Raw genomic sequence first — 24,910 nt, forward strand, 5'->3', positions numbered from 1 at the left:
CTATTCCGTTCCTTTTGAAGCGGTGATCCATGCGCGGTCGAGATCAAAGGCGAGGGCAACATCACTGCCGGTTTCCGGCGGAGTGATATCCTGAATCATCATGTCCAACGCTGTGCCATCGGCAAGGCAGGTTTCCACCAGCCATTCAGCGCCGCGGAATACGGTGTGGGTAACCTTTGCCGGAATGCCGTTGCCAGAGGAAAGCGTCATGAGCTCGGGGCGCAACACGAGGGCGGCCGTATCGCCCGCCTTCAAATGCGGGGCGGCCGGAGCGGTGAAGGAACCAACGGCGGTTTCTATGGTTGCCTTCTGGCCCGGCTCGATGGCGGTGATCTTGCCTTCGATCAGATTGGCACCGCCGATGAAGTCGGCCACATAGGCGCTTGCAGGATGACGATAGATTTCCGTTGGCGTGCCCTGCTGCTCAATGGCGCCATCATTCATGACGATGATATGATCGGAGAGCGCGAAGGCTTCTTCCTGATCGTGTGTTACATGCAGGAAGGTGGTGCCCAACCGTCGCTGCAGATCCTTCAGTTCGATCTGCATGTCCTTGCGCATGCGCCGGTCAAGGGCCGAGAGAGGCTCGTCCAGCAAAAGGATGCGCGGTTCATTGGCGATCGCGCGGGCGAGGGCCACGCGCTGCTGCTGTCCGCCGGAGAGCTGGCGCGGTCGACGGTCTGCCATTTCGCCCATCTGGACCATGGCAAGTGCCGCTTTGGCCTTCTCGTTCATTTCGCTCTTAGACATGGCGCGATAGGCAAGGCCGAAGGCGACATTTTCCTTGACTGAAAGATGGGGGAAGAGGGCGTAGCTTTGGAAAACGGTGTTGATGGGCCGCTGGTTTGCCGGGGTTCCGGCCAGTGACTGCCCATCGAGTTCTATGACACCGGAGGAGATGTCTTCAAATCCTCCGATCATACGCAAGAGGGATGTCTTTCCGCATCCCGAAGGCCCTAGAAGTGTCACGTAGGTGTTTGATTCAATTGTGAAATCGATGCCACGTACGGCATGTACGGAACCATATTCCTTGTGAACCGCGATCCCCGTTAAAAGAGGAGGGGTTTTCTTATTCATTTCAGATGCCTTGCAGGATGCGGAAAGTGAGAGTTTTAGCTGGCTTTGACTTCGTTCCAGAGAGCGACCCACTCGTTGTAACGTGGTGGATTCTGTTTCCAGACGAAGGAGTCCATGATGCTGAGATCGCTGATGAAGATCTTGTCTTTCTGTTCATCAGAGATCAGGTCACGGGCAGCCGAGGTGCTCTGTGCGTAAGGACCGCCAACGGCCAGTTCCTTACCATAATCCGGGCCGAGCAGATAGTTGACCAGCTTGAAGACAGCGTCGAGTTTTTCGCCCTCAACACCAGCAGGAACTGCCAGCGTATCGCACCAGCCGATGACACCCTGTTTCGGCTTTGCCATGCCCATGTCAAGGCCGCGGGCCTTCAGGTCATAGTAAGGCGGTACCCAGGAGAAGGCGCAGACGACTTCGCCGGATGCAAACAGGTTGGTCAGATCGGAAATGGAATTCCAGTAGGTACGAAGCAGTTTCTTCTGCGCCATCAGGGCTTTCTTGATTTCAGCCAGCTGCTTGTCGTCCATGACGAACATTTCTTCGCGTGGAATGCCCAGATACATGGCGGCAATCATGATGCCTTCCAGCGCATAGTCGCGCATGGCCAGCTTGCCCTTGTATTTGTCGCCTTCAAAGAAGACGGACCAATCGGGTTCTTCATCCATCAGGTCGGCGCGGTAAACCACCGGGTTGATGCCCCAGTAGAATGGAATGCCGTAGGTTTTGCCATCTTTCTTGCCCAGCGGAGAAGATTTGAAGGCGTCATAAAGAAGCTTGCCGTTGGTGACCTTGTCGAAATCGATCGGCTGCAGCAGGCCGGATTCGACATAATATTCGACCTTGTCGAGGCCCGGAGTGATCAGATCAACGGAATCTGCACCGCCAGCGCGCAGCTTGGCGAATTGTTCATCGTCGGTGCCAATGAAGGTTTTTGCAATGTCGATGCCTGCGTTGGCGTCGAGGAAGGCCTTGAGATAGTCCGGCTTGGCCAGATTTTCCCAGGTCATCCATGACACTTCGGTTGCAGCCATGGCGCGATTGATTGGAGACAGCGCACCCAATGCAGCGCCCGCTGCCACGGTCTTCAACAGATCGCGGCGATTGATGTGAAAAGCCATAAAATGTTCCCTTTCAAGTCGCTCCATAAGGGAGCGTTGCTTGCTCTGGTGAGGTCGATCGTCGTTGTTTGCGATCGCTCTGATTAAAATACTTTTTCATAAAAAGATCAATATGAAAATATTGTTTCATTTTTGAGCAATTGACTAACTTTTATGCATTATCTTTTCCGATGAGCGGCGCGCCGAGCTGATCCAGTCTGCTATGCAGGGCTTCAATTTCAGTGAGGCGCTCAACAGACTCTTCACCTAGGGATTGGCTGACACCCGAGCAGATATAATTGATCAGGCTCATGGGGGTGGCGTAGCTGTCAAACATGGTGTGCCCGCGGCAGTGACAGCGCAAGGTGAGAGTAGCCAATTGGGAGGTCCGGCCAGCGGTCATATCGGTGATCAGGATGCTGGGCGCACCGGCATCGTGAATCGCTTCCATTACATCGCGCAGCTGTGCCGGTCGGCGGCGAAATCCGAAAATGAGGAAGGTGTCTTCTGCCTTGTTCATGCCGGCCAGTTCTTCACCAAAGGACATGCCTGCACTGGGAATGAGGCGCACGTCGGGTTTGATGTTGATAAGCAAAGCCCGGGCATAAGTGGCCAAAGCCATGGAGTTACGGAAGCCAAGAGACCAAATGCGTTTGGCGTTGGTCAGCATGCTGATGGCTTGTGCCAGGGCGTCTGTGTCGAGCATCTCGGCAGTTCGGGTAAGGTTTTGCAAATCCTGCGCAATATGCAGGCCGAAGTCTCCCTGAGAGAGGCGCTTGGTACCTATTCCTGTGAGCTCATATAGGGGAGAGCCCCAGTCCTCCGCTTGGCGATTCATAACGCGGGCTTCGTTGTAATTGGCGTAGCCAAGGCGTTTGAAGAAGCGTGCTGCGGTGGCCTTGGAAATGCGTGCCCTGTCAGCCAGTTCGCCGGCGGTGAAGCTTGCCAGATTGCTTTGCGACTCGATTACAACGTCAGCCAATCGACGCTCCGAGCTGGTAAGCTGATCGTAGATTTCCGAAATTCTGACGTCAATTGCTTTTGGCTTGTTTTGCTCGCTCATATGGCATCATCACCCGATAATGAAAATTAATTTTCAAAATTTCAATTTAACGCTTCATTTCTACCACTTTTTTTGCGGGTAATGAAAGCGCCAATTTGGGGAAAATCGGAGGGACTGAAAAGGGCGGGCGGGTAAGGGCAAGTCGGTCAGGCCTATGCCTTATTCGAATTCTCCCAATGCTTCATGCTGGCGTTCGATGCGCTCCAGATGAGCCCGTCCGCGCGTTCCTGCCCGGTTGAGCGAGGATATTGCGATATAGCGGGCAACCGAGAGGGCGGCTGACAGGCTGTCAAATGTGGTGCTTGTTTCCACATGGGTTGTGAATGTCCAGTCGGCCAATCCGGGTTGACCGCGTGCGGTGGGGTCGATGAACAGCAGGATGGGGATCTGCTTTTCCTTGCTGGCCTTCATGATGGCTTCCAAGCGGACCGGTCGGCGGCGCAGGGCAAATACGATGAGCAGATCATCGGGCAGGAAATCACCGATATATTCGCCAACCGTTTCCCCTCCTGTGGGCATCAGCTGCACGTCGCCACGGAATTGCAACAGCTGCCAGCGCAGATAGTTGGCGAGCATGTTGCTGTTTCTGTAGCCGAGCAGATAAATGCGCCGCGCTGCGAGGATTTTTTCACAGACCGCATCAATGTCTTCCGGGTTGAGGCGCATCAGGCTGTTTTCCAGAACGCTGACCTCTTCCTTCAGATAGTCGGAAAGCGGAATGACATTCTTCCGGCTCTTGCGTTCCAGATAGAGCGGCGAGCCCCAATGGGTGCGGTCGCGGGCGAGCAGTTTGGCTTCTTCGAAATTGGCAAAGCCGAGGCGACGAAACAGGCGGGTTCCTGCGGCTTTCGAGACGCCAGCAAGGGAGGTTAGCTCTGTTGCCGTATAGGAGCTAAGGTCACCCGGAGAGTCGAGGATGACATCGGCAAGCTTGCGCTCGGATTCGGGGAGTTGATCATATTCCTCATGGATGCGGACTTCGATCGATTTGGCTCTGCTGTCGTTCATTGTCGCCTCGGCGTTTTTGTTTGTGCCTACAATATTTGAAACTTGAGTATCAATCAATATTGACTTTTTGTTACATCTGTTTCAGTCTCGTTGTATTGGCAGGCTATCTGGAGTGGATGCATGGACTTTCTCGCTAAAAGAGCATCTCTGATGAGTAGGCGTCTTAACTGGTTCGTTGAGCGCCTTTGCGTTGCCTTGATGGTTTTGCTGGTGCTTGATGTCTGGCTGGGTGTGCTGGTCCGTTATGTGCTTCCGCTGGACTGGACCTTTACCGAGGAACTGGCGCGCTATCTGATGATCTGGATGGCGCTTCTGGCGGTTTCCTGTGGTGTGGCGCACCGTGAGCATATCGGGGTGCTGGTCTTTTTCGAGCGCTTCCCGCCTTCCATGCGGAAATGGCTCGCGGTGCTGTTTGATCTCATTGCCTTCGCCTTCTTTGCACTGATTTTCTTTTATGGCATCGGCTTTGTCGAGCGCGGTTTCAGTCGATACACGATGATTGCGCAGATACCGAAGGGGTGGCCCTTTTTGGGCGTGCCGATTGCTGCTGTTTTTGCCTGTTGCCAGCTGGCGCTGGTGGCTGTCCATGACTTTTTTGCAAGCGACGGTGTCGCCGCTGCCGACCGAGTGGAGATTTAAGCATGATTTGGGTTGCTGTTACCTTCTTCGGGCTGTTGGCGATTGGCATGCCGGTCGGCTTTGTGCTGGGTGTGGCCGGTATGGTTGGCATCATGGATATGGGGGGCGGCAAGTTCCTCTCCATGGCGCCAGACCGGATGTTCGCCGGGCTGGATCTGTTTCCGTTTCTGGCCATGCCTTTCTTTATTCTGGCCGGTGAGATCATGAACCGTTCGGGCATTACCAACAATCTGGTCAAGTTCGCTGATGCGCTGGTGGGCTGGATGCGCGGCGGTATGGCTCATTCCAATATGGTGGCCTCGGTGATGTTTGCCGGTTTGACGGGCGCTGCCACGGCTGACGCTGCCGCCTTTGGCAATACGCTGGTGCCTGCCATGGTCAAGCAGGGCTATTCCAAACCCTTTGCCTGTGCGGTTACGGCGGCAGGGTCCATCATTGGCCCGACGATTCCGCCTTCGACGCTTGCGGTGATCTATGGCTCGATCATGGGAGTTTCCATCGCAGGGCTGTTTGCGGCAGGCATTTTGCCGGGACTGCTCATTTGCCTGATCTGCATGGCGGTGATTGCGGCCATGGGCGAGAAGCTCAATCTGCCCAAGTCGAAGAAGCGCCCCAGCCTTCTGGCGATCTTCAGCGCCTTCCGCGAGAGCATTCTGGCTCTGGTGCTGCCGGTTTTCATTCTTGGCTCCATTCTGGGAGGCATCGCCACGCCGACCGAGGCAGCCTCCATTGCGGTTGCCTATGCCTTGTTCGTTGGCGGGGTGATCTATCGGGCTCTTACCTTTAAAGATCTTTACGAGATGATCGTCAGAACGACCCGTATCACAGGGATTATCTTTCTGATCATCGCGTCGGCCTCCATTCTGGGGTGGTGGCTCACCTTCAACCAGATTCCGCAGGCAATCGCCACTTTCTTCCTTTCGGTCAGCGATAATCCGCAGGTGATTGTCGGCATGATCCTTCTGTTGCTGCTGTTCATCGGCCTGTTCATGGACATCAACGCAACACTCATTATCCTGGCGCCGGTTTTGGTGCCTCTTACTCAGAGCATCGGGATGAACCCGGTTCATGCAGGGATCATGATCATTTTGGCTCTGAATATCTCACTCATGACGCCTCCAGTCGGTGCGTGCCTGTTTGTGCTCGCATCGGTTACCAAAGAAAAAATAGAAAATATCACCAAATCCCTTTGGCCTTTTCTCCTGGCAGAGATTGCGATCCTGATGTTGGTCGCATTTTGGGAGGACATGACCCTGTTCGTGCCAAGGCTATTGGGGCTGTAATCCAGAGCACTGATACAATTCAAATGGAGCAATAACATGAAACTCATGAATTCCGTTAAGTCTGTGGTGTTGGGAACCATCGCAGCAACTGTTTTGGCTGGAACGGCCTTGGCCGCTGATGTGACGATTCGCATAGGGCATCTGAACCCGGCAGACCCGACCGAAAGCCATTCTGGTGCGATGACGGCTGTCTTCAAGTCGTTGGTTGAAACCGCGTCAAACGGCGAAATCGAAGTGAAACTCTTCCCCAATGGCCAGCTTGGCAAGGATAACGAAGTGATCCAGCAGGTGCGTGATGGCATCGTGGAATCCAGCATTTCGTCTGCTGGTGGTGTTGCCCAGCATTATCCGCTGGTTGGTGTGTTCGATATTCCGTTCGCCTTCCCCAATATCTATGTTTCCGACAAGGTGATGTCGCTGGAGAGCGATTTCGGCAAGAAATTCGCAGCCGATATGGATGCCAAAACCGGTCTACATACGCTTGCGATTCTGGATAGTGGTGGCTTCTTTGCCTTCACCAACTCCAAGCGTCCGATCAAGACCGTGGAAGACATGGATGGCTTGCGCATCCGCACCATGACCCTGCCGACACATCAAGCCATGGTCAATTCACTTGGTGCACAGGCAACGCCTCTGCCTTGGGCCGAGGTTTACACTGCGCTCCAGACCGGTGTTGCCGATGGCGAAATGAACCCGATCCCCATCATCGCCTTTGCCAAATTCGACGAAGTGCAAAAATATCTCTCCATCACCAACCATGTCATCACCCCATATGTCTGGTTCATGAATGGCGAGTTCTATGAGGGCCTCAAGCCTGAGCATAAAGCTATTGTTGATTGGGCGTCTGAAGTGGCCACCAATGCCGGTCGCGGTATTTCCCGTATCATCGAAGCATCTGACAAGGGTCTGCCGAAATTGGCTGAGAAAATGGAAATCAATGCGGTTAGCCCGGCAGAAGCCGAGAAGTTCGCAGCCATTGCGCAGCCAGCTGTTCGCAAGTTGATCGAAGAGAAATTCGGTGCCGAAGGCACGGACATGCTCAATGCCCTGATGGCCGATATCGACAAATATAAATAATGGCACGATTACACCTTGTCGGCGGGCATTCTTGCTCGCCGCCCTTTCCGTCCTTGTGAGCGGTTTTTCTGTTCCTTGCCCTGGATGGTGCGTATCGATGGCACGGCGAGGATCAAAAGAGCCGATCAAACCAGAATAAGAAAAGACAATGATGAAGATTTCTCTTGAACGAGCGGCGCGGAATCCTCTTGCGTCCCGGACGCTTCCTTCTCTTCCTTTCGAAAAGGATGGCATGGATATCGCACGCCGCACGATTGGCTGCTGGCCGGGCTATTCGCCGTCGCCAATCCGCGAACTGTCCGATCTGGCCTCAGAGCTCAATGTTGGCAAAATCTATTTCAAGGATGAATCCGTCCGCTTCGGGTTGGGCAGCTTCAAGCCTTTGGGAGGTGCCTTTGCCGTCAGTCGTGCCTTGAGCCGCCATCTGACCGAAGAAGCGGGCGAGGTGGCTCCCGATCTTACTTCTCCAGACATGAAGGCGCGGGTTGCAGGGCTGACGGTTACCGCCGCGACAGATGGCAATCACGGCCGCTCGGTGGCTTGGGGGGCGCAGATGTTTGGTTGTCGTTGTGTGATTTTTGTCTGCTCATCGGTCACCCAGCAGCGCAAGGATGCCATTGCCGCCTATGGGGCGGAGATCCGCGAAGTGGATGGCTCGTTTGATGATGCCGTGCGTCTGGCTGGCGTGACGGCCAAGGAACAAGGCTGGTTCGTTATTCCCGATACATCGGATGGCGAGACGGTGACGGCGCCGCGTGATGTAACTCAAGGCTATATGATGATGGTTGATGAGGCGCTGGAACAGCTCAAGGATGAGCCACCCGTCACGCATATTTTTCTGCAGGCTGGTGTTGGCGGCATGGCATCGGCCAGCGCGGCCCGTTTCTGGCAGGCTTATGGCGACAAGCGTCCGGTGACCACGCTGGTGGAGCCGGAACAATGCGCCTGTTGGTATGAGAGTCTTGTTGCAGGTAAGCCGGTGCCCGTAACCGGTGATATCGACTCGGCCATGGCCGGACTTTCCTGCGGTGAGGTATCGCTCATTGCCTGGCCAGTGCTCAAGACCGGCGCCGATTTCATGGTGACGCTCAATGATGGCGCCGTGCCGGTGATGATGCGTTATCTGGCCGAACGCGGTGGTGATGATCGCCCCGTTGTGGCTGGTGAAACGGGCATCTCCGGTCTGGCTGGCCTTGTTGCCGCCGCGCAGGACGATGCGTTACGCAAACAAATGGGGCTCGGACCTGATAGCCGCATCTTCGTAGTCAACAGCGAAGGGGACACGGATCCGGAAGCCTACAAGACAATTGTTGGCAAATCAGCAAGTGAGGTACTTGAACAATGACACACCCGACTTTCAGCAATCTGCGGATCGATATCGACCGCTTGCTCGGGCGCCTTATGGCTTTGGGGCAAGATGGCGCACTTGAGGGCGGCGGCGTGTGTCGGTTGGCGCTCAGTGACACGGACAAACTCGGCCGCGACCGGGTTGTCGGCTGGATGAAAGAGCTGGGGCTTACAGTTACCGTCGACAAGGTCGGGAACCTCAAGGGCGTTTTGCCCGGTCGTGAAGATCTGCCGCCGGTCATGATTGGTTCCCATATCGATACGGTGGCCACCGGTGGTCTTTATGACGGCAACCTTGGTGTGCTGGCCGGGCTGGAAGTGGTTTCTGTGCTCAAGGATAGTGGCTATGTGCCGCTGCGTCCGATTGTGGTTGCTGCCTTCACCAACGAGGAAGGCTCGCGCTTTGCGCCTGATATGATGGGCAGCGCGGTGGATCGCGGCTCTTTGCCGCTCGATGAAGCCTTGGCTATCAAGGATGCGGAGGGCTTTGTTGTTGGCGAGGAACTGGCGCGCATTGGCTATGCCGGTGAAACCGATCCGGGCCATATCGATCCTTATTGCTTCTTTGAAATCCATGTGGAGCAGGGGCCAGTTCTGGAAGAGGAAGGCGATCTCATCGGGGCTGTCACCGGTGTTCAGGGTATTTCTTGGACCGAATATGTCATCGAGGGTGAATCCAACCATGCCGGCACAACGCCGATGCGTTTGCGCCACGACGCCGGGTTTGCTGCCGCGGCAGTTGCTGTTGCCGCCCGCAAGGTGGCTGGCGCAATTGGCGATAGCCAGGTCGCGACTGTTGGTGTCAATGAGCTTGACCCCAATCTGGTCAATGTGATCGCGCGCAAGGCTCGCATGACAGTGGATCTGCGCAATATCGATGAAGTCAAGCTGCAGCAAGCCGAAAGCATGCTGGCCGCTGAAATCGAAGCCATCTGCAAGGCTGAAGGCGTGAGCTATACCGCGCGCAAACTCGCTCGCTTCGAGCCGGTGATGTTTGATAGCTCCATGGTTGATCTAATTGCTGGTACGGCCAAAGAGCAGGGCTATGCCGTGCGCCGGATGCCTTCTGGCGCCGGTCATGATGCTCAGATGTTTGCACCCAACTGTCCAACCGCAATGGTCTTCGTGCCCTCAAAGGGTGGCATCAGCCACAATATTGAAGAATACACCGCCCCCGAAGAGCTGCAGGCAGGCGCCAACGTGCTGCTGCAAGCTGCATTGACTAAAGCTGAAGAAAAATAAGGATAAGGCTATGTCCCGTCCATTGAAAATTGCTGCGGCCCAGCTTGGGCCTATCGCGCGTGAAGAAACGCGTACGGAAGTTGTTGCCCGTTGCCTCAAGCTGATGGAAGAGGCGCATGCGCTGGGCGTTGAGCTGATCGCTTTCCCGGAGCTGGCGCTGACCACCTTCTTCCCGCGCTGGTATTTTGAAGATCAGGCCGATATCGATGCCTTCTTCGAAACGGAGATGCCAAGCGCTGAAACCCAGCCGCTGTTTGATGCTGCCAAGAAATACCAGATGGGCTTCTATCTCGGCTATGCAGAACTGGTCAAGGAAGGCGACACCACGCGCCATTTCAACACCACCATCATCGTCGACAAGACCGGTGAGATTGTCGGGAAATATCGCAAGGTCCATCTGCCCGGTCATAGTGAATATGAAGATTGGCGTCCTTTCCAGCATCTGGAACGGCGTTATTTTGAAAGCGGCGATCTGGGCTTCCAGACCTTTGATGCCTTTGGTGGCAAGATGGGCATGTGCATCTGCAATGACCGTCGCTGGCCAGAAACCTATCGCGTGCTGGGCCTGCGCGATGCGGAGCTGGTGATGATCGGCTACAACACCCCGGTGCATTATCCGCAAGCGCCTGAACATGATCATCTGCAGGACTTCCATAATGAACTCGTCATGCAGGCGGGGGCCTATCAGAACGGCATGTGGATCGTCGGCGTGGCCAAAGCTGGCAAGGAAGAAGGCTGCGATTTGATCGGTGGCTCCTGCATCATCGATCCGACCGGCCAGATCGTGGCGCAGGCCAAGACGCTGGAAGACGAGCTCGTCTTCTTTGAAGCTGATCTGGATCGCTGCGACGAGATCCGCAAGAACGTGTTCAATTTCCAGCGTTACCGTGAACCCGAAAACTACACCCCGATTACCGAACCGAAAAAATCATGACATTTGTGTTCAAACCTGAAATCGCCGACGAGAAAGCCCTCAAGAAGGTTGCTGAGTCTTTTCGCCGATACGATATTCGCCTGCCACTGTTTGCCGAGCTGATAGACCCGGTTGCACATCTGGGAGATATGGCGGCGGATCTGAAGAGCGTTGATCCCGATGCAGCGGATTCACGCAACCTGTTCCGCGTTCATTGGCACAATGATGCCGAGCGCAAGGGACTGGTCGATGTGCCTGATCACATTGTGCTGCCCAAGGAACTGACAGGCGTTGATGCCAAGATCGTCATCGCCCTTGGCAACCGCTTCCCCATGATCAAGGCACATAAGGTGTTGCCAGCCTATGCCTGCCTCGTGCAGCGGTTGGTGTCGGGCAATTTCGACCCCTATTCCCAGCGTGCGGTCTGGCCTTCCACGGGCAACTATTGCCGCGGTGGGGTTGCCATTTCGCGCATTCTGGAATGCCACGGGGTGGCTGTTCTGCCCGAGGGGATGAGTCAGGAGCGCTTCAACTGGCTGGAAAGCTGGACGCTCAGCAATGACGACATCATCCGCACGCCGGGCTGCGAGAGCAACGTCAAGGAAATCTATGATGCCTGCAACCAGCTCAGTCAGGATCCGGACAATGTGATCCTCAACCAGTTTGCCGAATTTGCCAACTATGCAGCGCATCGCGCGGTAACCGGCGCGGCTCTGGGGCGTATTTTCGATGCCCTCAACGGGGACGGCACACTCACTATGGCCGGTTTCGTTTCAGCCTCCGGCTCTTCGGGGACGCTGGCTGCCGGTGATCACCTCAAGCAGCATTATGGTGCCGACATCGCCGTGGTTGAAGCGCTTGAATGCCCCACCCTGCTTTATAATGGCTATGGCGACCATAATATTCAGGGCATCGGCGACAAGCATGTGCCGCTCATCCATAACGTGATGAACTCCGACTATGTCATCGGTCTTTCCGAAGCCGGGTCAGACATGCTCAATCTGGTGTTCAACCGTCCGGACGGGCAGGATTATCTGAAAGACTATCGTGGCGTTGAGCCGGAGCTGATTGAGCAACTGTCCGCATTGGGGCTGTCTTCCATTGCCAACGTGCTTGGCGCCATCAAGCTGGCCAAATATCAGAAGCTGGGGGCCGATGATGTCATCATGACAATCGCGACCGACGGGGCTGATATGTATAGCACCGAGCAGCCGAAAGCCTTGCAGAAATATTTCGGCAATCGCTTCGACAAGACTGTTGCAGCGCAGGCCTTCGGCGCACAGATCATCGGCGCTTCGGTGGATCATGTGTCAGAGCTTACCCGCATTGATCGCGAGCGCATCTTCAATCTGGGTTATTATACCTGGGTCGAGCAGCAGGGCGTTGAGCTGAAGGATTTTGACAGCCGTCGGGATCAGGCTTTCTGGGATCAGTTGGTGGATGATCTGCCCCAGTGGGACAAGCTCATCACCTCCTTCATGGGCTGATAGCGTCAGGTCAGTCTTGACTTGAAAATCAAAGCGCGAGGCAGGCTCCTGTCTCGCGCTTTTTTATACAGCAAGGAGACCGGTTTTTAGCGCTCTGATCTTGTCAGGATCGGTTTGCCGCTCGGAGGGCAGAGAGAAGCCAAGGTCTGCAACCTTGCCCGTCGGGCCTTGCGGGCTTGAGCAGGAGGCGTGGATTTCTCTGGCGCCCATCTTGATGAATGGCTGGACTGTGTCAGCGTTGATACCGCCGCCGGGCATGATGGTTATGGTATCGCCGCCTTGCCGGATCAACTCTTGCAAGTGATCGATTGCCTCAGGGGCCGAAGCGGCCCCGCCCGAGGTGAGAATGCGCTTGATGCCAAGGCTGGCCGCCTGATCCAGTGCTTCGGTAAAATCCGACACCATGTCAAAAGCGCGGTGCAAGGTGATGTCCAATGGCCCTGCTGCCTTGATCAGGGTTTCAAGCGTACCGAGGTCCAGTCGCCCATCCTCTTTTGAGGCCCCGATAACAACACCGGCAAGGCCTGCGCTTCTCGCCGCCACGATATCATGCGCCATGATGGCGATATCCTGCGCATTGAAACAGAAGTCACCGCTGCGCGGGCGAATGAGAGCATGAACTGGAAGCGGGCTTGTTTTTGCCGCGAGGGCCATGAAGCCGATGGATGGAGTGAGTCCGCCGGTGGCAAGGGAAGAGCAAAGTTCGATGCGGTCGGCGCCCGAGCTGATCGCGGTTTGAAGGCCGTCCCTATTGTCCACGCAGATTTCCAGCAGTGTTGAGCCTTTGCCGTCGTGCTTGCTGGAAGTCATGGCGGAGTGCCTCCGTTCATCTGTTGCAAAATGGGGCTATGTGCTTTGCCTCATGCCCAGAATGGCCGCACCGATGAGGCCCGGTTCCACCTTGTTTTGGGCAGGAACAACCAACGGGGTCTCCGGGTCAACCAGCATCCGGCTTCTGACCGCCCGGTCGATGGCGGTGATCAGTTTCGGCTCGTTGGAAAGGCCGCCGCCCACAGGGACGACCGACGCTCCGACGGTATTGATGATCAAGGCCAGAGGAGCGGAGAGAATATCGAGATAGATATCGATGGTCCGGCAGGCCGCTGGTGCGCGATCGTGCCAGCTTTTCAGGATTTCTTCCGAGGTGGCATCGATGCCATGGATGTGGCGATGGATCTTTTCAAGGCCACGGGCGCCGCATGTGGCGTCGATGCAGCCTTCCAGCCCGCAACCACAGGCGAAGCGGGGTAGGGTTGCTGGTGGTGAGCCTGCCATGGTGGCGGCAACAGGACCATGACCCCATTCGCCAGCATAACCGCCGTTTTTGTTGATCAATTGCCCGTCAATGACGAGGCCACCGCCAACGCCCGTGCCAAGAATAACGCCGAAGACCACGCGATGGCCAGCGCCTGCACCGAATTCGGCTTCCGCAATGGCAAAGCAGTCGGCGTCATTGGCTATAGTCACCGGAAGGCCAAGGGCCTTTTCCAGATCAGCGGCAATCGGGCGACCATGCAGGCAAGGGATGTTGGCAACTATGCCAAGGCCAGTTTTCGGATGCTGGAAACCGGCAATGGAAATGGAAACCCGCTGCGGTGGTGTCTTCGTCTTTGCGATGACGCTTTGCAACGCCAAGACAAAGGCCTCGAAATCAGTGCCCGGCGTTGGAATGCGCAGCTCGGGGCTGATCCTTTGAGGATCGTCCACCAGAGCCCCCTTGATTGTGGAGCCGCCAATATCAAAGCATACGATCATTCAGCAGGCCCCTAGTTGCTATTATTGTTGTTATGGGCGCAGGTGCCGCCGATCCATGTGGATTGCAAGCAAAGCGTTTCATTCAGCAGGAGGAAATCAGCATCGAAGCCGGGTTTGAGCCAGCCCTTGCTCTGCGCTCCAATGGCTTCGCTCGGATAGCGGGAGGCCATTTTCAGGGCTTCTTCCAGTGATAGTGGCAGCGTTGCGAGCGCTTTGCGGACCATGGAGATCATGTCGATATCGGCGCCAGCCAGCGTGCCATCAGCAAGGGCGAGACGCCCGTCGCGGCGGAAGGTCTGGCGGCCGCCGAGGATGAATTCCGTTACGTCTGTGCCCGTTGGCGACATGGCGTCGGTAACGAAGAAAATGCGTCCCGGCCCCTGTTTGGCATGAAGGGCAACGCGCATGTTGGCGTTGGCGATATGGTAGCCATCGGCGATCATGCCGCAATAGGCCTTGTCGGTGGTCAGTACAGCGCCCACCAGACCGGGCTCGCGGTTGCGCATCTGGCTCATGGCGTTGAAGAGGTGGGTTGCCATGCTGGCCCCTGCCTCAAAATAGGCAAAGGCGGTTTCGGCATCGCAATCGGTGTGTCCGAGGCTGACATGCCAACCCGCCTCCACTAGGGCCTTGACCTGATCAATGGTGACATTTTCCGGTGCGATGGTGATCATGCTCTTGCCGAAAGTGCCTTGCGCGGCAAGGAGAACGGAGAGATCCTGCTCTTCCATCGGGCGGATGAAATCGGCCACATGCACGCCTTTGCGTGGCACGGATAGATGTGGGCCTTCCAGATGAAGGCCGAGGAAACCGGCGGTCTTTGCTTTTGCTGCCTGTTTGCCTGCCTCCAGCGCCCGGTCGCGCACGTCTGGCCCGTCGGTGATGAGCGTTGGCATCAAGGCCGTGGTGCCAAAGCGAGCGTGTGCCTCACAGATGGTTGCGATGCCCTCTTGCGTGGGTGTCTCGTTGAGCAGGGCACCACCGCCGCCATTGACCTGCAAATCGACAAAACCCGGCACGATCATTGGTGACTTGTTGGCGTGCTGCGTATAATGGGAGGGGATTGAATCCTGCTTCACGATGCCTGTAACCGTGTCTCCATCAACAAGCAATGCCGCTTTTTCCGTGAAGCGATTGCCATCGAAAATGCGGTCGGCGCAAACGGCTGTCGGCTTGGTCATCGCGTCACCGTTACTTTCTTAAGTGCAGCCGGATTGTCCGGGTCCAGTCCGCGCTTGAGAGAGAGCTGCTCCACGAAGCGATAGAATGGCACGATCAGGGCCAGTGCATCGGTCAGCGGATGACCCGTGGCGACAAAGGGCAGCTGGATGGCATCGGCTGATTGGTCGGATGAAATATAGCAATGCGGGTTCTTGGCAACAACGCCCTTGACGATGTCAACGATAGAGCTTTCAGCGGCGTCGCGTGCGGCAAAGGCAATGACGGGGAAGTCCCGATCCACCAGCGACACCGGCCCGTGCAGCATTTCAGCCGAGGAATAGGCTTCAGCATGCAGCTCGCTGGTTTCCTTGCATTTGAGGGCGGCTTCGGCCGCGATCGCCATAGTCGGGCCGCGCCCGAGCATATATAGCGACTGGGCCTTTGCCACAGGTTCCAACATATGAGACCAGTCGAGGCTTTCGGCCTTTTCGAGTTGTTCGGGCAGACGCTCAAGCGCTGTTTTCAAGGCGTCGTCTTCAGCCCAATAAGCGATGAGGGCGAGGCCGGCGACAATCGAGTTGACGTAGGATTTGGTCGCTGCAACGGCATATTCCGTGCCAGCCCTGATGTCTAATGCATGCTCACAGGCCTGCGAGAGCGGCGAGGGAAGGGTGTTGACCAGGGCGGCGGTGAGGGCTCCTCCCTTGCGCGCTGTTTCGGCCATGGCAACAATGTCGGAGCTGGCACCGGACTGGGAAATGGCAATCGTCGCCGCTCCTCCCATTTTCATCGGAGCGCCATAGATGGAGGCGATGGAAGGACCTTGCGAGGCGACGGGCAGGCCGAGCACCAGTTCGATGGCATATTTGAGGAAATAGGCAGCATGGTCTGAAGACCCACGGGCGATGGTGACGACGACCCGAGGGTCAAAGGCCTTGAAGGCCTTGGCGATGGGGGCGATGGTTTCAGGTGCGGTTTCGAGCAACCGGGCGACGGCTACCGGAATCTCTTCGGTTTCTTGTCGCATTTTGGTCATGACAAACAGCTTTCTTTTTATCGCAAACCCGATTGGGGCTTATCTGGGAAAACTCATTTCCGCGACGAAATCATAGGTGTCGCCACGGTATAAAGATTTGGTGTATTCGATGGCTCTGCCGCTCTGCAGGTAGGAAATGCGCTGGATGCTGAGCCCGGCGATGCCCGGGGTGACCCCGAGCAACTCTGCCTGAGGGGCTTCCAGATTGACTGCGGAGATCTTCTGAACCGCGCGCACGGGGCGATTGCCATTGCGCTCCAGAATGTCATAGAGCGAGCTTTTGACTTCTTCCGGATCGGGTAGAATATCGACGGGCAAAACGGCCCGTTCCAGCGCCATGGGCTGGCCATTGGCCTCACGCAGGCGATGCAGGCAGGCAACATGACCGCTTGCGGAAAGGCCTAGGGTCAGGATTTCATCCGGCGAAGGGTGCCGAATTTCACGCTCCAACCAGTTGGAGGATGTTTTGAGGCCGCGCGCCAGCATGTCCTCTGTGAAGGAGGTGAGATGGGAAAGCGACTGTTCCACCTTGCTGGCTGGTTCGCGCACAAAGGAGCCGGAGCCCTGACGTTGCTCGACGACGCCCTTTTTCACCAGCTCCTGAATGGCCTTGCGCACGGTAACGCGGGAAAGTTCGGCCAACTCGGCGATTTCCCGCTCGGCAGGCAGCGAATGGCCCGGCAGCAGAAGCCCCTGTTCAATGCCCTTTTCAATGCGGCGGCTCAGGACAGCATAGAGCGGTCCTGTCTTTTTGCTGAGCCACTCTCCGGGCCGAAGGAAGTCTTCTACAGTCATTCGGGGTGTCCCCATGTCGCTATGAATGCCTCGCCAGATCTGTCTTCCCAAGCGCTGGCAGACCGGGCGTATGCTTTGATTATGAGGTCAGCCCCGGTTGCGCGTTGGTCTATTTATTTCATACCGCAATGATGCAATTAAAGGAAGACCAAAACAATACCAAAATTGCATATGCATAAAATTTTTGCCCACAATGCATGAAATTGCGCCATATTTTGCGATAGACATTTGGTACCTAATAGGTATTATATTGAGATGTAAAAAACAGGGAGATGGCCGTGGTCAGTATGACTGAAAAGCTGCATGCCGATGCTGTTGGTCTGGATGCGCGGGCGCCGCTGGAGGTTGCGGCTCTGCTCGTTGAGAGCCAGGTTGAGGCTGCGACAGTCGTTGCTGATGTGCTTCCTGATCTTTGCGTTGGGGCGGATCATATGGCCGCTTCGCTCGCCAGCGGTGGATCCCTGATTTATGCCGCTGCAGGCTCGTCTGCCCTGATGATGCTGGCCGATGCTCTCGAACTTGGCGGTACATTCGGAATTGAAGCCGGTGCGGTGCGGGTTCTTATGGCGGGTGGTATCCCGACCAATTTCCAGATGCCTGGCGATACCGAAGATGAGACGGATAGTCTGTCCATTGCTCTTGCCGATATTGGGGCTAGTGACACGCTTGTGGCCGTGTCTGCCAGTGGTTCCACTCCCTATACGCTGGAAGCAGCTCGGATTGCGAAGCAAAAAGGGGCGCGCATTATTGCGATAGCCCATAACCCGAATACGCCGCTGCTCGCGCTAGGGGATTGCTCTATTCTCTTGCAGACTGCCCCGGAGGTGATCTCCGGATCGACCCGCATGGGGGCCGCAACAGCGCAGAAAATAGCCATGAATACTCTATCCACCTTGATGGCGATCCAGTTGGGTCATGTGCATGATGGCATGATGGTCAATCTCAAGGCGGATAATCTCAAGCTTAAGAAACGGGCGAGCCAAATCGTGCAAGTCATTGCCGATGTGCCCGTCGAACAGGCAGAAAATGCAATGTCGCTTGCCAGCGGCAATGTGAAACTTGCCAGTCTCATTGCGGCTGGCAATCTTTGCGTCGAGGAGGCGCAAGCCCTGCTTGATAAGGCAAAAGGCAACTTGCGAGGCGCTCTGGGGCGGCTCGCAAAACCAGACCAGATTCAAGAATAACAATTCGGAATAACCGAGGATCGGGCAACCCTAAACAGAGAGGTTCAACCTAGTTATGAAGTTCACTCCAATTGCTATACTGGCTGCAACATTGCTCAGCAGCGCCGCTTATGCGGAAGACGTTACCCTGACCATCGAAAGCTGGCGGAACGACGATCTGAAACTCTGGCAGGACAAGATCATTCCTGCGTTTGAAGCCAGCAATCCTGGCATCAAGTTGAAATTCACCCCAATGGCTCCGACCGAATATAACTCGGCCATCAACTCCAAGCTCGGTGCGGGCACGGCTGGCGATCTGATCAGCTGCCGTCCGTTTGATGCCTCTCTTGCGCTTTACAAGGCTGGCTATCTGGAAGATCTGACCTCAATGGATGCCATGAGCAACTTCTCCGATGTTGCCAAGGCTGCCTGGCAGACCGATGACGCCGCGCATACTTTCTGTGTGCCGATGGCATCTGTTATTCATGGCTTCATCTACAACAAGGATGCCTTTGACGAGCTTGGCCTTACCGCTCCGGAAACCGAAGAGGAATTCTTTGCTGTTCTGGACAAGATCAAGGAAGACGGCAGTTATATTCCAATGGCTATGGGCACCAACGACCAGTGGGAAGCTGCCACCATGGGCTATCAGAATATCGGCCCAACCTACTGGAAAGGTGAAGAAGGCCGTCTGGCTCTGATCAAGGGCGAACAGAAGCTGACTGACCCGCAGTGGGTCGAGCCTTATGAAGTGCTCCACAAATGGGCGCCTTATTTGGGCGACGGCTTTGAAGCCCAGACCTATCCGGACAGCCAGAACCTGTTTACCCTTGGTCGTGCTGCCATCTATCCTGCCGGTTCTTGGGAAATTGCCATGTTCAACGAACAGGCTGATTTCAAGATGGGTGCCTTCAAGCCCCCTGTCAAAGCCAAGGGTGACACCTGCTATATCTCCGATCATGTTGATATCGGCATTGGCATGAACGCCAAGACTGAAAATCCGGAAGCGGCAAAGACTTTCCTTGCATGGGTTGCTTCGCCGGAATTCGCGGAAATCTTCGGCAACGCTCTTCCCGGTTTCTTCCCGCTCTCCAGTGCGCCGGTTGAAATCAGCGATCCGCTTGCAGAAGAATTTGTCAGCTGGCGCGGTGATTGCGAAACCACCATTCGCTCCACCTATCAGATCCTGTCGCGTGGCACGCCAAACCTTGAAAACGAAACATGGGGCGCTTCTGCTGCCGCCATCAAGGGAACGGCTACGCCAGAAGAGCTCGGCAAGAAACTTCAGGATGGTCTGGATAGCTGGTATAAACCCCAGAAATAATCCATCCCGACTGTGAAAATGCGGTCAGGCAGAGATTTCTGTCTGGCCGACTTCGACGATGAGTCGGCCTCTGAGCCTTCTCTTCCCCTTTGGGGAGAGTGCCCTCATCGACACCCTTCAGAGCCCTCGCGCCAATGGCCTGCTGCCGTATCGGCGTTCTGGAAACCGGGTTTTCGCTACTGGAGATCGTGATGCAAGCTTCCCGCTTCCGATGGCATATTGTCATTTTTCTGGCACCAGCGGTTATTGTTTATACGGCGGTTATGATTTTCCCGCTGTTTAATACCCTACGCCTGGCCCTTTATACCGATGTCGATCAGGTGCGCACCTTTGTCGGACTGGACAATTTCAACATGCTGTTCGGCGATCCGCGTTGGTCCGAGCAATTCTGGAATGCGCTGGGCAACAACTTCAAATTCTTCTTCATCCATATGCTGGTGCAGAACCCGATCGGGGTCGCGCTGGCGGCGCTGCTCAGCCATCCGCGTTTGCGCTTTGCTGCGCTTTATCGCTCGGCCATTTTTATTCCTACGATCCTCAGCTTCGTGATTGTGGGGTTTGCCTGGAAGCTGATCCTGTCGCCGATCTGGGGCATTGCACCTTCCATGCTGGATGCGGTGGGGCTTAAGTCTTTGTTCGCTCCATGGCTTGGCAAGGAAGCCTATGCACTGATAACGCTATCGCTGATTTCTGTCTGGCAGTTTGTCGGTATTCCGATGATGCTGATCTATGCGGCGCTGCTCTCGATCCCTGAAGAAATTCTGGAAGCAGGGGAGATTGATGGCATTACGGGCATCAATGCTTTCTGGAAGATCAAGTTGCCACTGATCCTGCCTTCCATTGGCATCATCTCGATCCTCACTTTCGTGGGCAACTTCAATGCCTTCGACCTGATCTACGCCGCCCAAGGGGCATTGGCCGGACCTGATTTCTCGACAGACATTCTGGGCACCTTCCTTTATCGCACCTTCTTCGGGTTCCAGCTTCAACTGGGGGATCCCTATATGGGGTCGGCCGTGGCGGGGACCATGTTTGCGATCATTCTGGTCGGGGTGTGCATCTATCTGTTTGGCATCCAGACGCGCCTGCGGCGCTACCAGCTTTAGGAGGGCATCATGAACAAGGCACGATCCAATCCTGTCAGCGCTGCCGCCATGCATGGTGCGCTCATCATTTACACGCTGATTGCGCTGTTTCCGGTGTTCGTCATCCTGATCAACAGTTTCAAGTCCCGTCGGGCGATTTTTCGCGAGCCGTTATCCATGCCCAATAGCGACAGCTTTTCGCTGATCGGCTATGAAACGGTGATGAAGCAGGGGGACTTCTTTCTCTATTTCCAGAACTCGATGATCGTCACGGTTGGCTCTCTGTTTCTCATTCTGCTGTTTGGCTCCATGGCGGCCTTTGCGCTTAGCGAATATCGCTTCAAGGGTAACATGATCATGGGGCTCTATCTGGCTCTTGGCATCATGATCCCAATCCGCATTGGCACGGTGGCCATTCTGGAAATGATGGTTGCCACGGGGCTGGTCAATACGCTCTGGTCTCTGATCCTCGTTTATACGGCACAAGGGTTGCCGCTGGCGGTGTTCATCCTGAGTGAATTCATGCGGCAGGTGTCTGATGATCTGAAAGATGCCGGACGGGTAGACGGGCTTAGCGAATATACCATTTTTGCCCGTATCGTCGTGCCGCTGGTGCGGCCAGCCATGGCGACCGTTGCGGTGTTCAACATGATCCCGATCTGGAATGATCTGTGGTTCCCGCTCATCCTTGCGCCTGCGGAAGAAACCAAAACACTGACGCTGGGCAGCCAGGTCTTTATCGGCCAGTTTGTCACGGATTGGAATGCGGTGCTCTCCGCTCTGTCCATGGCGATTCTGCCGGTTCTCATTCTCTATATCATTTTCTCGCGGCAATTGATCCGCGGCATCACGTCAGGGGCAGTCAAATGATCCGGACACTTATTGCAGGGTTGGGCAACATGGGCTACGCCCATGCGCTCGCCCATCACAATCATCCAGACTCTGAAATCGTCGTGCTGGTCAATCGTACAAGCGAAGTGCCGGAAGGGCCCTTGTCTAGCTATCCGGTATATGATGACTTCTACCAGGCTCTGGCCGCGAGCAAGCCCGATCTGGTGGTTATCGCAACCTACACTGATACCCATGTGGATTTCGCCTGCGCGGCCATGGAAGCCGGGGCCCATGTGTTTGTCGAAAAGCCACTGTCCATGACTGTGGAAGGGGCCAAACGGGTGGTCGAGACCGCCAAGCGGACAGGCAAAAAGCTGGTGGTGGGCTATATCCTGCGCCATCACCCCTCATGGGTGCGTTTTGTTGCCGAAGCGCGCAATCTCGGCGGGCCTTATGTCTTCCGGCTTAATCTCAATCAGCAATCAAGCGGCCATGAATGGGGAACCCACAAGGCTCTGATGCAGACCACCAGCCCGATCGTGGATTGCGGGGTGCATTATGTGGATGTGATGTGTCAGATCACCGATGCCAAGCCGGTCAAGGTCAACGGGATCGGTCTGCGCCTCTCCGATGAAATCGGACCGGACATGTATAATTATGGCCAGCTCCAGGTGACTTTCTCAGACGGCTCGGTTGGCTGGTATGAAGCGGGTTGGGGGCCGATGATGTCGGAGACAGCCTTTTTCGTCAAAGACATTGTTTCTCCGAATGGGGCTGTCTCCATTGTGGATGGCAACAAGGGAGCGAGCGCCGATGTGGATGGTCACACCAAGGTCGGTGGCATTCTGGTGCATAGGCCAGAAGGGGATCAGCATATCGATCTGACGGGTGAGCCGGGGCACAATGAGCTGTGTGCTGCCGAGCAGGCTTATATCCTGAAGGCCATACGCGAAGACATCGATTTGACCCGCCATATGGAGGACGCTGTTCAGTCGCTGGCCGTTTGCCTTGCTGCTGATGAAAGCATCCGAACCGGCAAGACTGTACTTCTTGAGGACAATACGCAATGAGCGCGCTAACTCTGAAAAATGTTTACAAGGCCTTTGGGGATACCGAGGTGCTCAAGGATATCAGCATCGAGGTGGAGCAGGGGGAGTTCGTGGTTTTTGTCGGACCTTCCGGCTGCGGTAAATCCACCTTGTTGCGTGTGATTGCCGGCCTTGAGGAGGCTACGGCGGGCGAGGTGCATATCGACGGCAAGCTGGTCAACACGGTGCCCCCCTCCAAGCGCGGCATTGCCATGGTGTTTCAATCCTACGCGCTTTATCCGCATCTCAATGTGGCCAACAATATGTCGTTGGCCTTGAAGCAGGAAGGGGTCAGTAAGGCCGAGATTGCCGAGCGCGTGCAGGAAGCGAGCCGCATGCTGCAGCTTGATGACTATCTCAAGCGCTTCCCTTCCGAGTTGTCCGGCGGACAGCGTCAGCGCGTGGCCATCGGTCGGGCCGTAGTGCGGCAGCCAAAGCTGTTCTTGCTCGATGAGCCGCTGTCCAACCTTGATGCCGCCTTGCGGGTCAGTACGCGGCTGGAAATTGCAAGCCTGCACAAGCAGCTCGATGCGACCATGATCTATGTGACCCATGATCAGACCGAAGCCATGACGCTTGCGGACAAGATTGTGGTCTTGCGCGATGGACGCGTGGAGCAGGTGGGCAGCCCGATGGAGCTTTACAACAAGCCCGCGAACAAGTTCGTGGCCGGGTTCCTTGGCTCCCCAGCCATGAATTTCCTGCCAGCTTCCCTGCTGAAAGACGGGGACACGCGTGTCATCGGTTTGCGCCCGGAATATATCTATCTCGATGAGAATGGACCGCTTTCGGCCAAGGTACAGCATGTGGAACAGCTTGGCGGGGATACGAATGTGATCGCGATGGTTGGCGAGCATATGGTGACGGTGCGCCTGTTCGGCCAGCATGCCATTGCGCCCAATCAGCAACTTACGCTCGGTTTTGACCCTGCGACGCTGCATTATTTTGACGAATAGGCATTACACTGCGCTTGGCTGATTTTGAGCCGTAAGATAAGACCAAATAGGCACATTCAAGATTAAAGGGCTGTCTTCATGAGAAGGCAGCCCTTTCTTTGCGTGAAGGGGAAGGGAACCAAAGCCCGGCTTTGCCCGTTTATTCGATAGACCGGTCTCTGGCAGCTCATGCTGTTTTGTTGAGGAAAGGAACGGGAATGACAAAATGGCAGTGGCTTTTGCTGCAATTGACACGTCGGCTATGGGTGCGCGCAGCGCTTATTGGTCTACTGGGAATTGGCGCTGCCATAGTGGCGACATTGGCCGAAACGCTTGTGCCGTGGAATCCGGGTGTTGATATCAGTGCAGATGCGGTGAACAGCATTCTGACCATCATTGCGTCGAGCATGCTGACCGTCACCACATTCTCTCTCAGTGTGATGACCTCGGCCTATCGCTCCGCCACGAGCAATGCGACACCGCGCGCGACCCGATTGCTCATTCAGGATCATATGTCACAGAATGTCCTGTCTACCTTTATCGGGTCTTTCCTTTTCAGTATCGTCGGCATTGTTGTGCTCAAGACGGGGGCCTATGGTCCGCAGGGACGTGCCGTGCTGTTTGGGGTGACGATCCTTGTTATCGCGCTGATCGTTGTCTCTTTGCTGAAATGGATTGATTATCTCACCCAATTGGGGCGCGTGGAAAAGGCGGCCGATCGGGTTGAGCAGGCAACACGTCAGGCAATATCGCTACGCCTTTCCCAGCCATTTCTGGGAGGTCAGCCGCTCAGGCGCGAAGAACGCGTGCCGGAAACAGCCAAGACTATCTGCTCCAATCAATCTGGCTATGTGCAGCATATCGACATGCAGCATTTGCATGATTGCGTGAAAGAAGCTGGCGCGCGTGTCTATCTTGGCGTTGTTCCCGGCCATTTCGTCTTCGATCATGCCCCGTTGGCTCGCATTGTGCTGTCATCCGAGCGTCCGGATGGTGAGGAGGCGGATGAGCAGGCCATGGAAGCTGTCGGCAAGGCCTTAAAAGAGGCAATTACCATAGGGCAGGAGCGCAGCTTTGATCAGGATCCGCGCTTTGGCTTCTGTGTGCTTGGCGAAATCGCTACACGCGCGCTTTCGCCGGGTATCAATGATTCCGGCACCGCCATCGATATCATAGGGCGCCTGACGCGTCTGCTTGGCCTCTGGTCCGATGAGCAAAGCGAGGCTGTAGCGGAAGTGGAATTTCCGGACATCTATGTGCCGCCCATTGAAGAGACAGATCTGTTCGAGGATGCCTTCATGCAGATTGCGCGGGATGGCGCCAGCCACATAGAAATACAATTGCGTTTACGCAAGGCGCTTCGGGCTCTTGGTCAAACTGGGAGCGTGGCTTTCCGGCAGGCTGCCAAAGAACAGGCCGCTCTGGCGCTCAAAAGAGCCAATGCGGCCTTGGGGATGGAAGAGGATAAAGCGCGTCTTGGCGCTGTGACCATCGAATAAGGAAA

Annotated in this window: 23 protein-coding genes; 14 read left to right on the plus strand and 9 right to left on the minus strand. The window is 55.7% G+C overall.

Features of this window, described 5'->3' with window-relative positions:
* The 4 genes from ACKPCT_RS22550 to ACKPCT_RS22565 all read right to left on the minus strand — a co-directional run bounded on the left by ACKPCT_RS22550 (position 1) and on the right by ACKPCT_RS22565 (position 4,245).
* Complete coding sequence (locus ACKPCT_RS22550; RefSeq protein WP_319568031.1) at positions 1-1,077, minus strand: ABC transporter ATP-binding protein; 1,077 nt, start codon at positions 1,075-1,077, stop codon at positions 1-3.
* Positions 1,078-1,112: 35 nt separating this feature from the next.
* Positions 1,113-2,195, minus strand: a complete 1,083-nt coding sequence (locus ACKPCT_RS22555; RefSeq protein WP_319568032.1) for an extracellular solute-binding protein — start codon at positions 2,193-2,195, stop codon at positions 1,113-1,115.
* Between the two features lie 151 nt (positions 2,196-2,346).
* Positions 2,347-3,237 carry a MurR/RpiR family transcriptional regulator gene (locus ACKPCT_RS22560; protein ID WP_319568033.1) on the minus strand — a complete coding sequence of 297 codons (891 nt, stop codon included), beginning with the start codon at positions 3,235-3,237 and terminating at the stop codon, positions 2,347-2,349.
* 159 nt (positions 3,238-3,396) lie between these two features.
* Positions 3,397-4,245 (minus strand): MurR/RpiR family transcriptional regulator, encoded by an 849-nt coding sequence (locus ACKPCT_RS22565; protein WP_319568034.1) that lies wholly within the window; start codon positions 4,243-4,245, stop codon positions 3,397-3,399.
* 150 nt (positions 4,246-4,395) lie between these two features.
* On the opposite strand from ACKPCT_RS22565, the gene ACKPCT_RS22570 reads away from it, so the two are divergent.
* The 7 genes from ACKPCT_RS22570 (at position 4,396) to ACKPCT_RS22600 (ending at position 12,233) form a co-directional block, all read left to right on the plus strand.
* Positions 4,396-4,884, plus strand: a complete 489-nt coding sequence (locus tag ACKPCT_RS22570) for a TRAP transporter small permease (RefSeq protein WP_319568035.1) — start codon at positions 4,396-4,398, stop codon at positions 4,882-4,884.
* A gap of 2 nt (positions 4,885-4,886) precedes the next feature.
* Positions 4,887-6,167, plus strand: coding sequence for a TRAP transporter large permease (locus ACKPCT_RS22575; protein ID WP_175528195.1), 1,281 nt, complete (start codon positions 4,887-4,889; stop codon positions 6,165-6,167).
* Positions 6,168-6,203: 36 nt separating this feature from the next.
* Positions 6,204-7,244: a TRAP transporter substrate-binding protein gene (locus ACKPCT_RS22580; protein ID WP_090075234.1), complete on the plus strand. Its 1,041-nt coding sequence runs from the start codon at positions 6,204-6,206 to the stop codon at positions 7,242-7,244.
* Positions 7,245-7,392: 148 nt separating this feature from the next.
* Positions 7,393-8,589 (plus strand): diaminopropionate ammonia-lyase, encoded by a 1,197-nt coding sequence (locus tag ACKPCT_RS22585; protein ID WP_090075233.1) that lies wholly within the window; start codon positions 7,393-7,395, stop codon positions 8,587-8,589.
* A complete protein-coding gene (locus tag ACKPCT_RS22590) occupies positions 8,586-9,833 on the plus strand; it encodes a M20 family metallo-hydrolase (protein ID WP_319568036.1) in 1,248 nt (415 codons plus the stop codon). The genes ACKPCT_RS22585 and ACKPCT_RS22590 overlap by 4 nt, the downstream gene beginning before the upstream one ends.
* Positions 9,834-9,843: 10 nt before the next feature.
* Complete coding sequence (locus ACKPCT_RS22595; RefSeq protein ID WP_319568037.1) at positions 9,844-10,767, plus strand: N-carbamoyl-D-amino-acid hydrolase; 924 nt, start codon at positions 9,844-9,846, stop codon at positions 10,765-10,767.
* The gene (locus tag ACKPCT_RS22600) at positions 10,764-12,233 is read left to right on the plus strand and encodes a pyridoxal-5'-phosphate-dependent protein subunit beta (RefSeq protein WP_319568038.1); all 1,470 of its coding nucleotides are present in this window, start codon (positions 10,764-10,766) and stop codon (positions 12,231-12,233) included. Before ACKPCT_RS22595 ends, ACKPCT_RS22600 begins: the two co-directional genes overlap by 4 nt.
* A gap of 63 nt (positions 12,234-12,296) precedes the next feature.
* Here the strand turns inward: ACKPCT_RS22600 and ACKPCT_RS22605 are convergent, their stop codons facing one another.
* From ACKPCT_RS22605 to ACKPCT_RS22625, 5 genes are read right to left on the minus strand one after another with little or no spacing between them, the layout of a single operon-like run.
* Positions 12,297-13,043 carry a copper homeostasis protein CutC gene (locus tag ACKPCT_RS22605; protein WP_319568039.1) on the minus strand — a complete coding sequence of 249 codons (747 nt, stop codon included), beginning with the start codon at positions 13,041-13,043 and terminating at the stop codon, positions 12,297-12,299.
* A gap of 36 nt (positions 13,044-13,079) precedes the next feature.
* The gene (locus tag ACKPCT_RS22610) at positions 13,080-13,988 is read right to left on the minus strand and encodes an ROK family protein (RefSeq protein ID WP_319568040.1); all 909 of its coding nucleotides are present in this window, start codon (positions 13,986-13,988) and stop codon (positions 13,080-13,082) included.
* An 11-nt stretch (positions 13,989-13,999) separates the two neighbouring features.
* A complete protein-coding gene (gene nagA, locus ACKPCT_RS22615; RefSeq protein ID WP_319568041.1) occupies positions 14,000-15,169 on the minus strand; it encodes an N-acetylglucosamine-6-phosphate deacetylase in 1,170 nt (389 codons plus the stop codon).
* Positions 15,166-16,185, minus strand: a complete 1,020-nt coding sequence (locus tag ACKPCT_RS22620) for an SIS domain-containing protein (protein ID WP_319568042.1) — start codon at positions 16,183-16,185, stop codon at positions 15,166-15,168. Before ACKPCT_RS22620 ends, nagA begins: the two co-directional genes overlap by 4 nt.
* A gap of 39 nt (positions 16,186-16,224) precedes the next feature.
* Complete coding sequence (locus ACKPCT_RS22625; protein ID WP_090075225.1) at positions 16,225-16,980, minus strand: GntR family transcriptional regulator; 756 nt, start codon at positions 16,978-16,980, stop codon at positions 16,225-16,227.
* A 287-nt stretch (positions 16,981-17,267) separates the two neighbouring features.
* Here ACKPCT_RS22625 and ACKPCT_RS22630 point away from each other — a divergent pair, with 287 nt between their 5' ends.
* The 7 genes from ACKPCT_RS22630 to ACKPCT_RS22660 all read left to right on the plus strand — a co-directional run bounded on the left by ACKPCT_RS22630 (position 17,268) and on the right by ACKPCT_RS22660 (position 24,905).
* A complete protein-coding gene (locus tag ACKPCT_RS22630; RefSeq protein WP_090075279.1) occupies positions 17,268-18,164 on the plus strand; it encodes an N-acetylmuramic acid 6-phosphate etherase in 897 nt (298 codons plus the stop codon).
* 55 nt (positions 18,165-18,219) lie between these two features.
* Complete coding sequence (locus tag ACKPCT_RS22635) at positions 18,220-19,467, plus strand: ABC transporter substrate-binding protein (protein WP_319568043.1); 1,248 nt, start codon at positions 18,220-18,222, stop codon at positions 19,465-19,467.
* 191 nt (positions 19,468-19,658) lie between these two features.
* A complete protein-coding gene (locus tag ACKPCT_RS22640) occupies positions 19,659-20,573 on the plus strand; it encodes a carbohydrate ABC transporter permease (protein WP_090075278.1) in 915 nt (304 codons plus the stop codon).
* 9 nt (positions 20,574-20,582) lie between these two features.
* Positions 20,583-21,422 carry a carbohydrate ABC transporter permease gene (locus tag ACKPCT_RS22645; protein ID WP_090075223.1) on the plus strand — a complete coding sequence of 280 codons (840 nt, stop codon included), beginning with the start codon at positions 20,583-20,585 and terminating at the stop codon, positions 21,420-21,422.
* The gene (locus ACKPCT_RS22650; protein WP_319568044.1) at positions 21,419-22,453 is read left to right on the plus strand and encodes a Gfo/Idh/MocA family protein; all 1,035 of its coding nucleotides are present in this window, start codon (positions 21,419-21,421) and stop codon (positions 22,451-22,453) included. The genes ACKPCT_RS22645 and ACKPCT_RS22650 overlap by 4 nt, the downstream gene beginning before the upstream one ends.
* Positions 22,450-23,427, plus strand: coding sequence for an ABC transporter ATP-binding protein (locus ACKPCT_RS22655; protein WP_090075222.1), 978 nt, complete (start codon positions 22,450-22,452; stop codon positions 23,425-23,427). The genes ACKPCT_RS22650 and ACKPCT_RS22655 overlap by 4 nt, the downstream gene beginning before the upstream one ends.
* A gap of 197 nt (positions 23,428-23,624) precedes the next feature.
* Positions 23,625-24,905, plus strand: coding sequence for a DUF2254 domain-containing protein (locus ACKPCT_RS22660; RefSeq protein ID WP_319568045.1), 1,281 nt, complete (start codon positions 23,625-23,627; stop codon positions 24,903-24,905).
* Positions 24,906-24,910: the final 5 nt, after the last annotated feature.

It is taken from the genome of Cohaesibacter marisflavi, assembly GCF_963665895.2.
In the GTDB taxonomy this organism is placed as follows: Bacteria; Pseudomonadota; Alphaproteobacteria; order Rhizobiales; family Cohaesibacteraceae; genus Cohaesibacter; species Cohaesibacter marisflavi.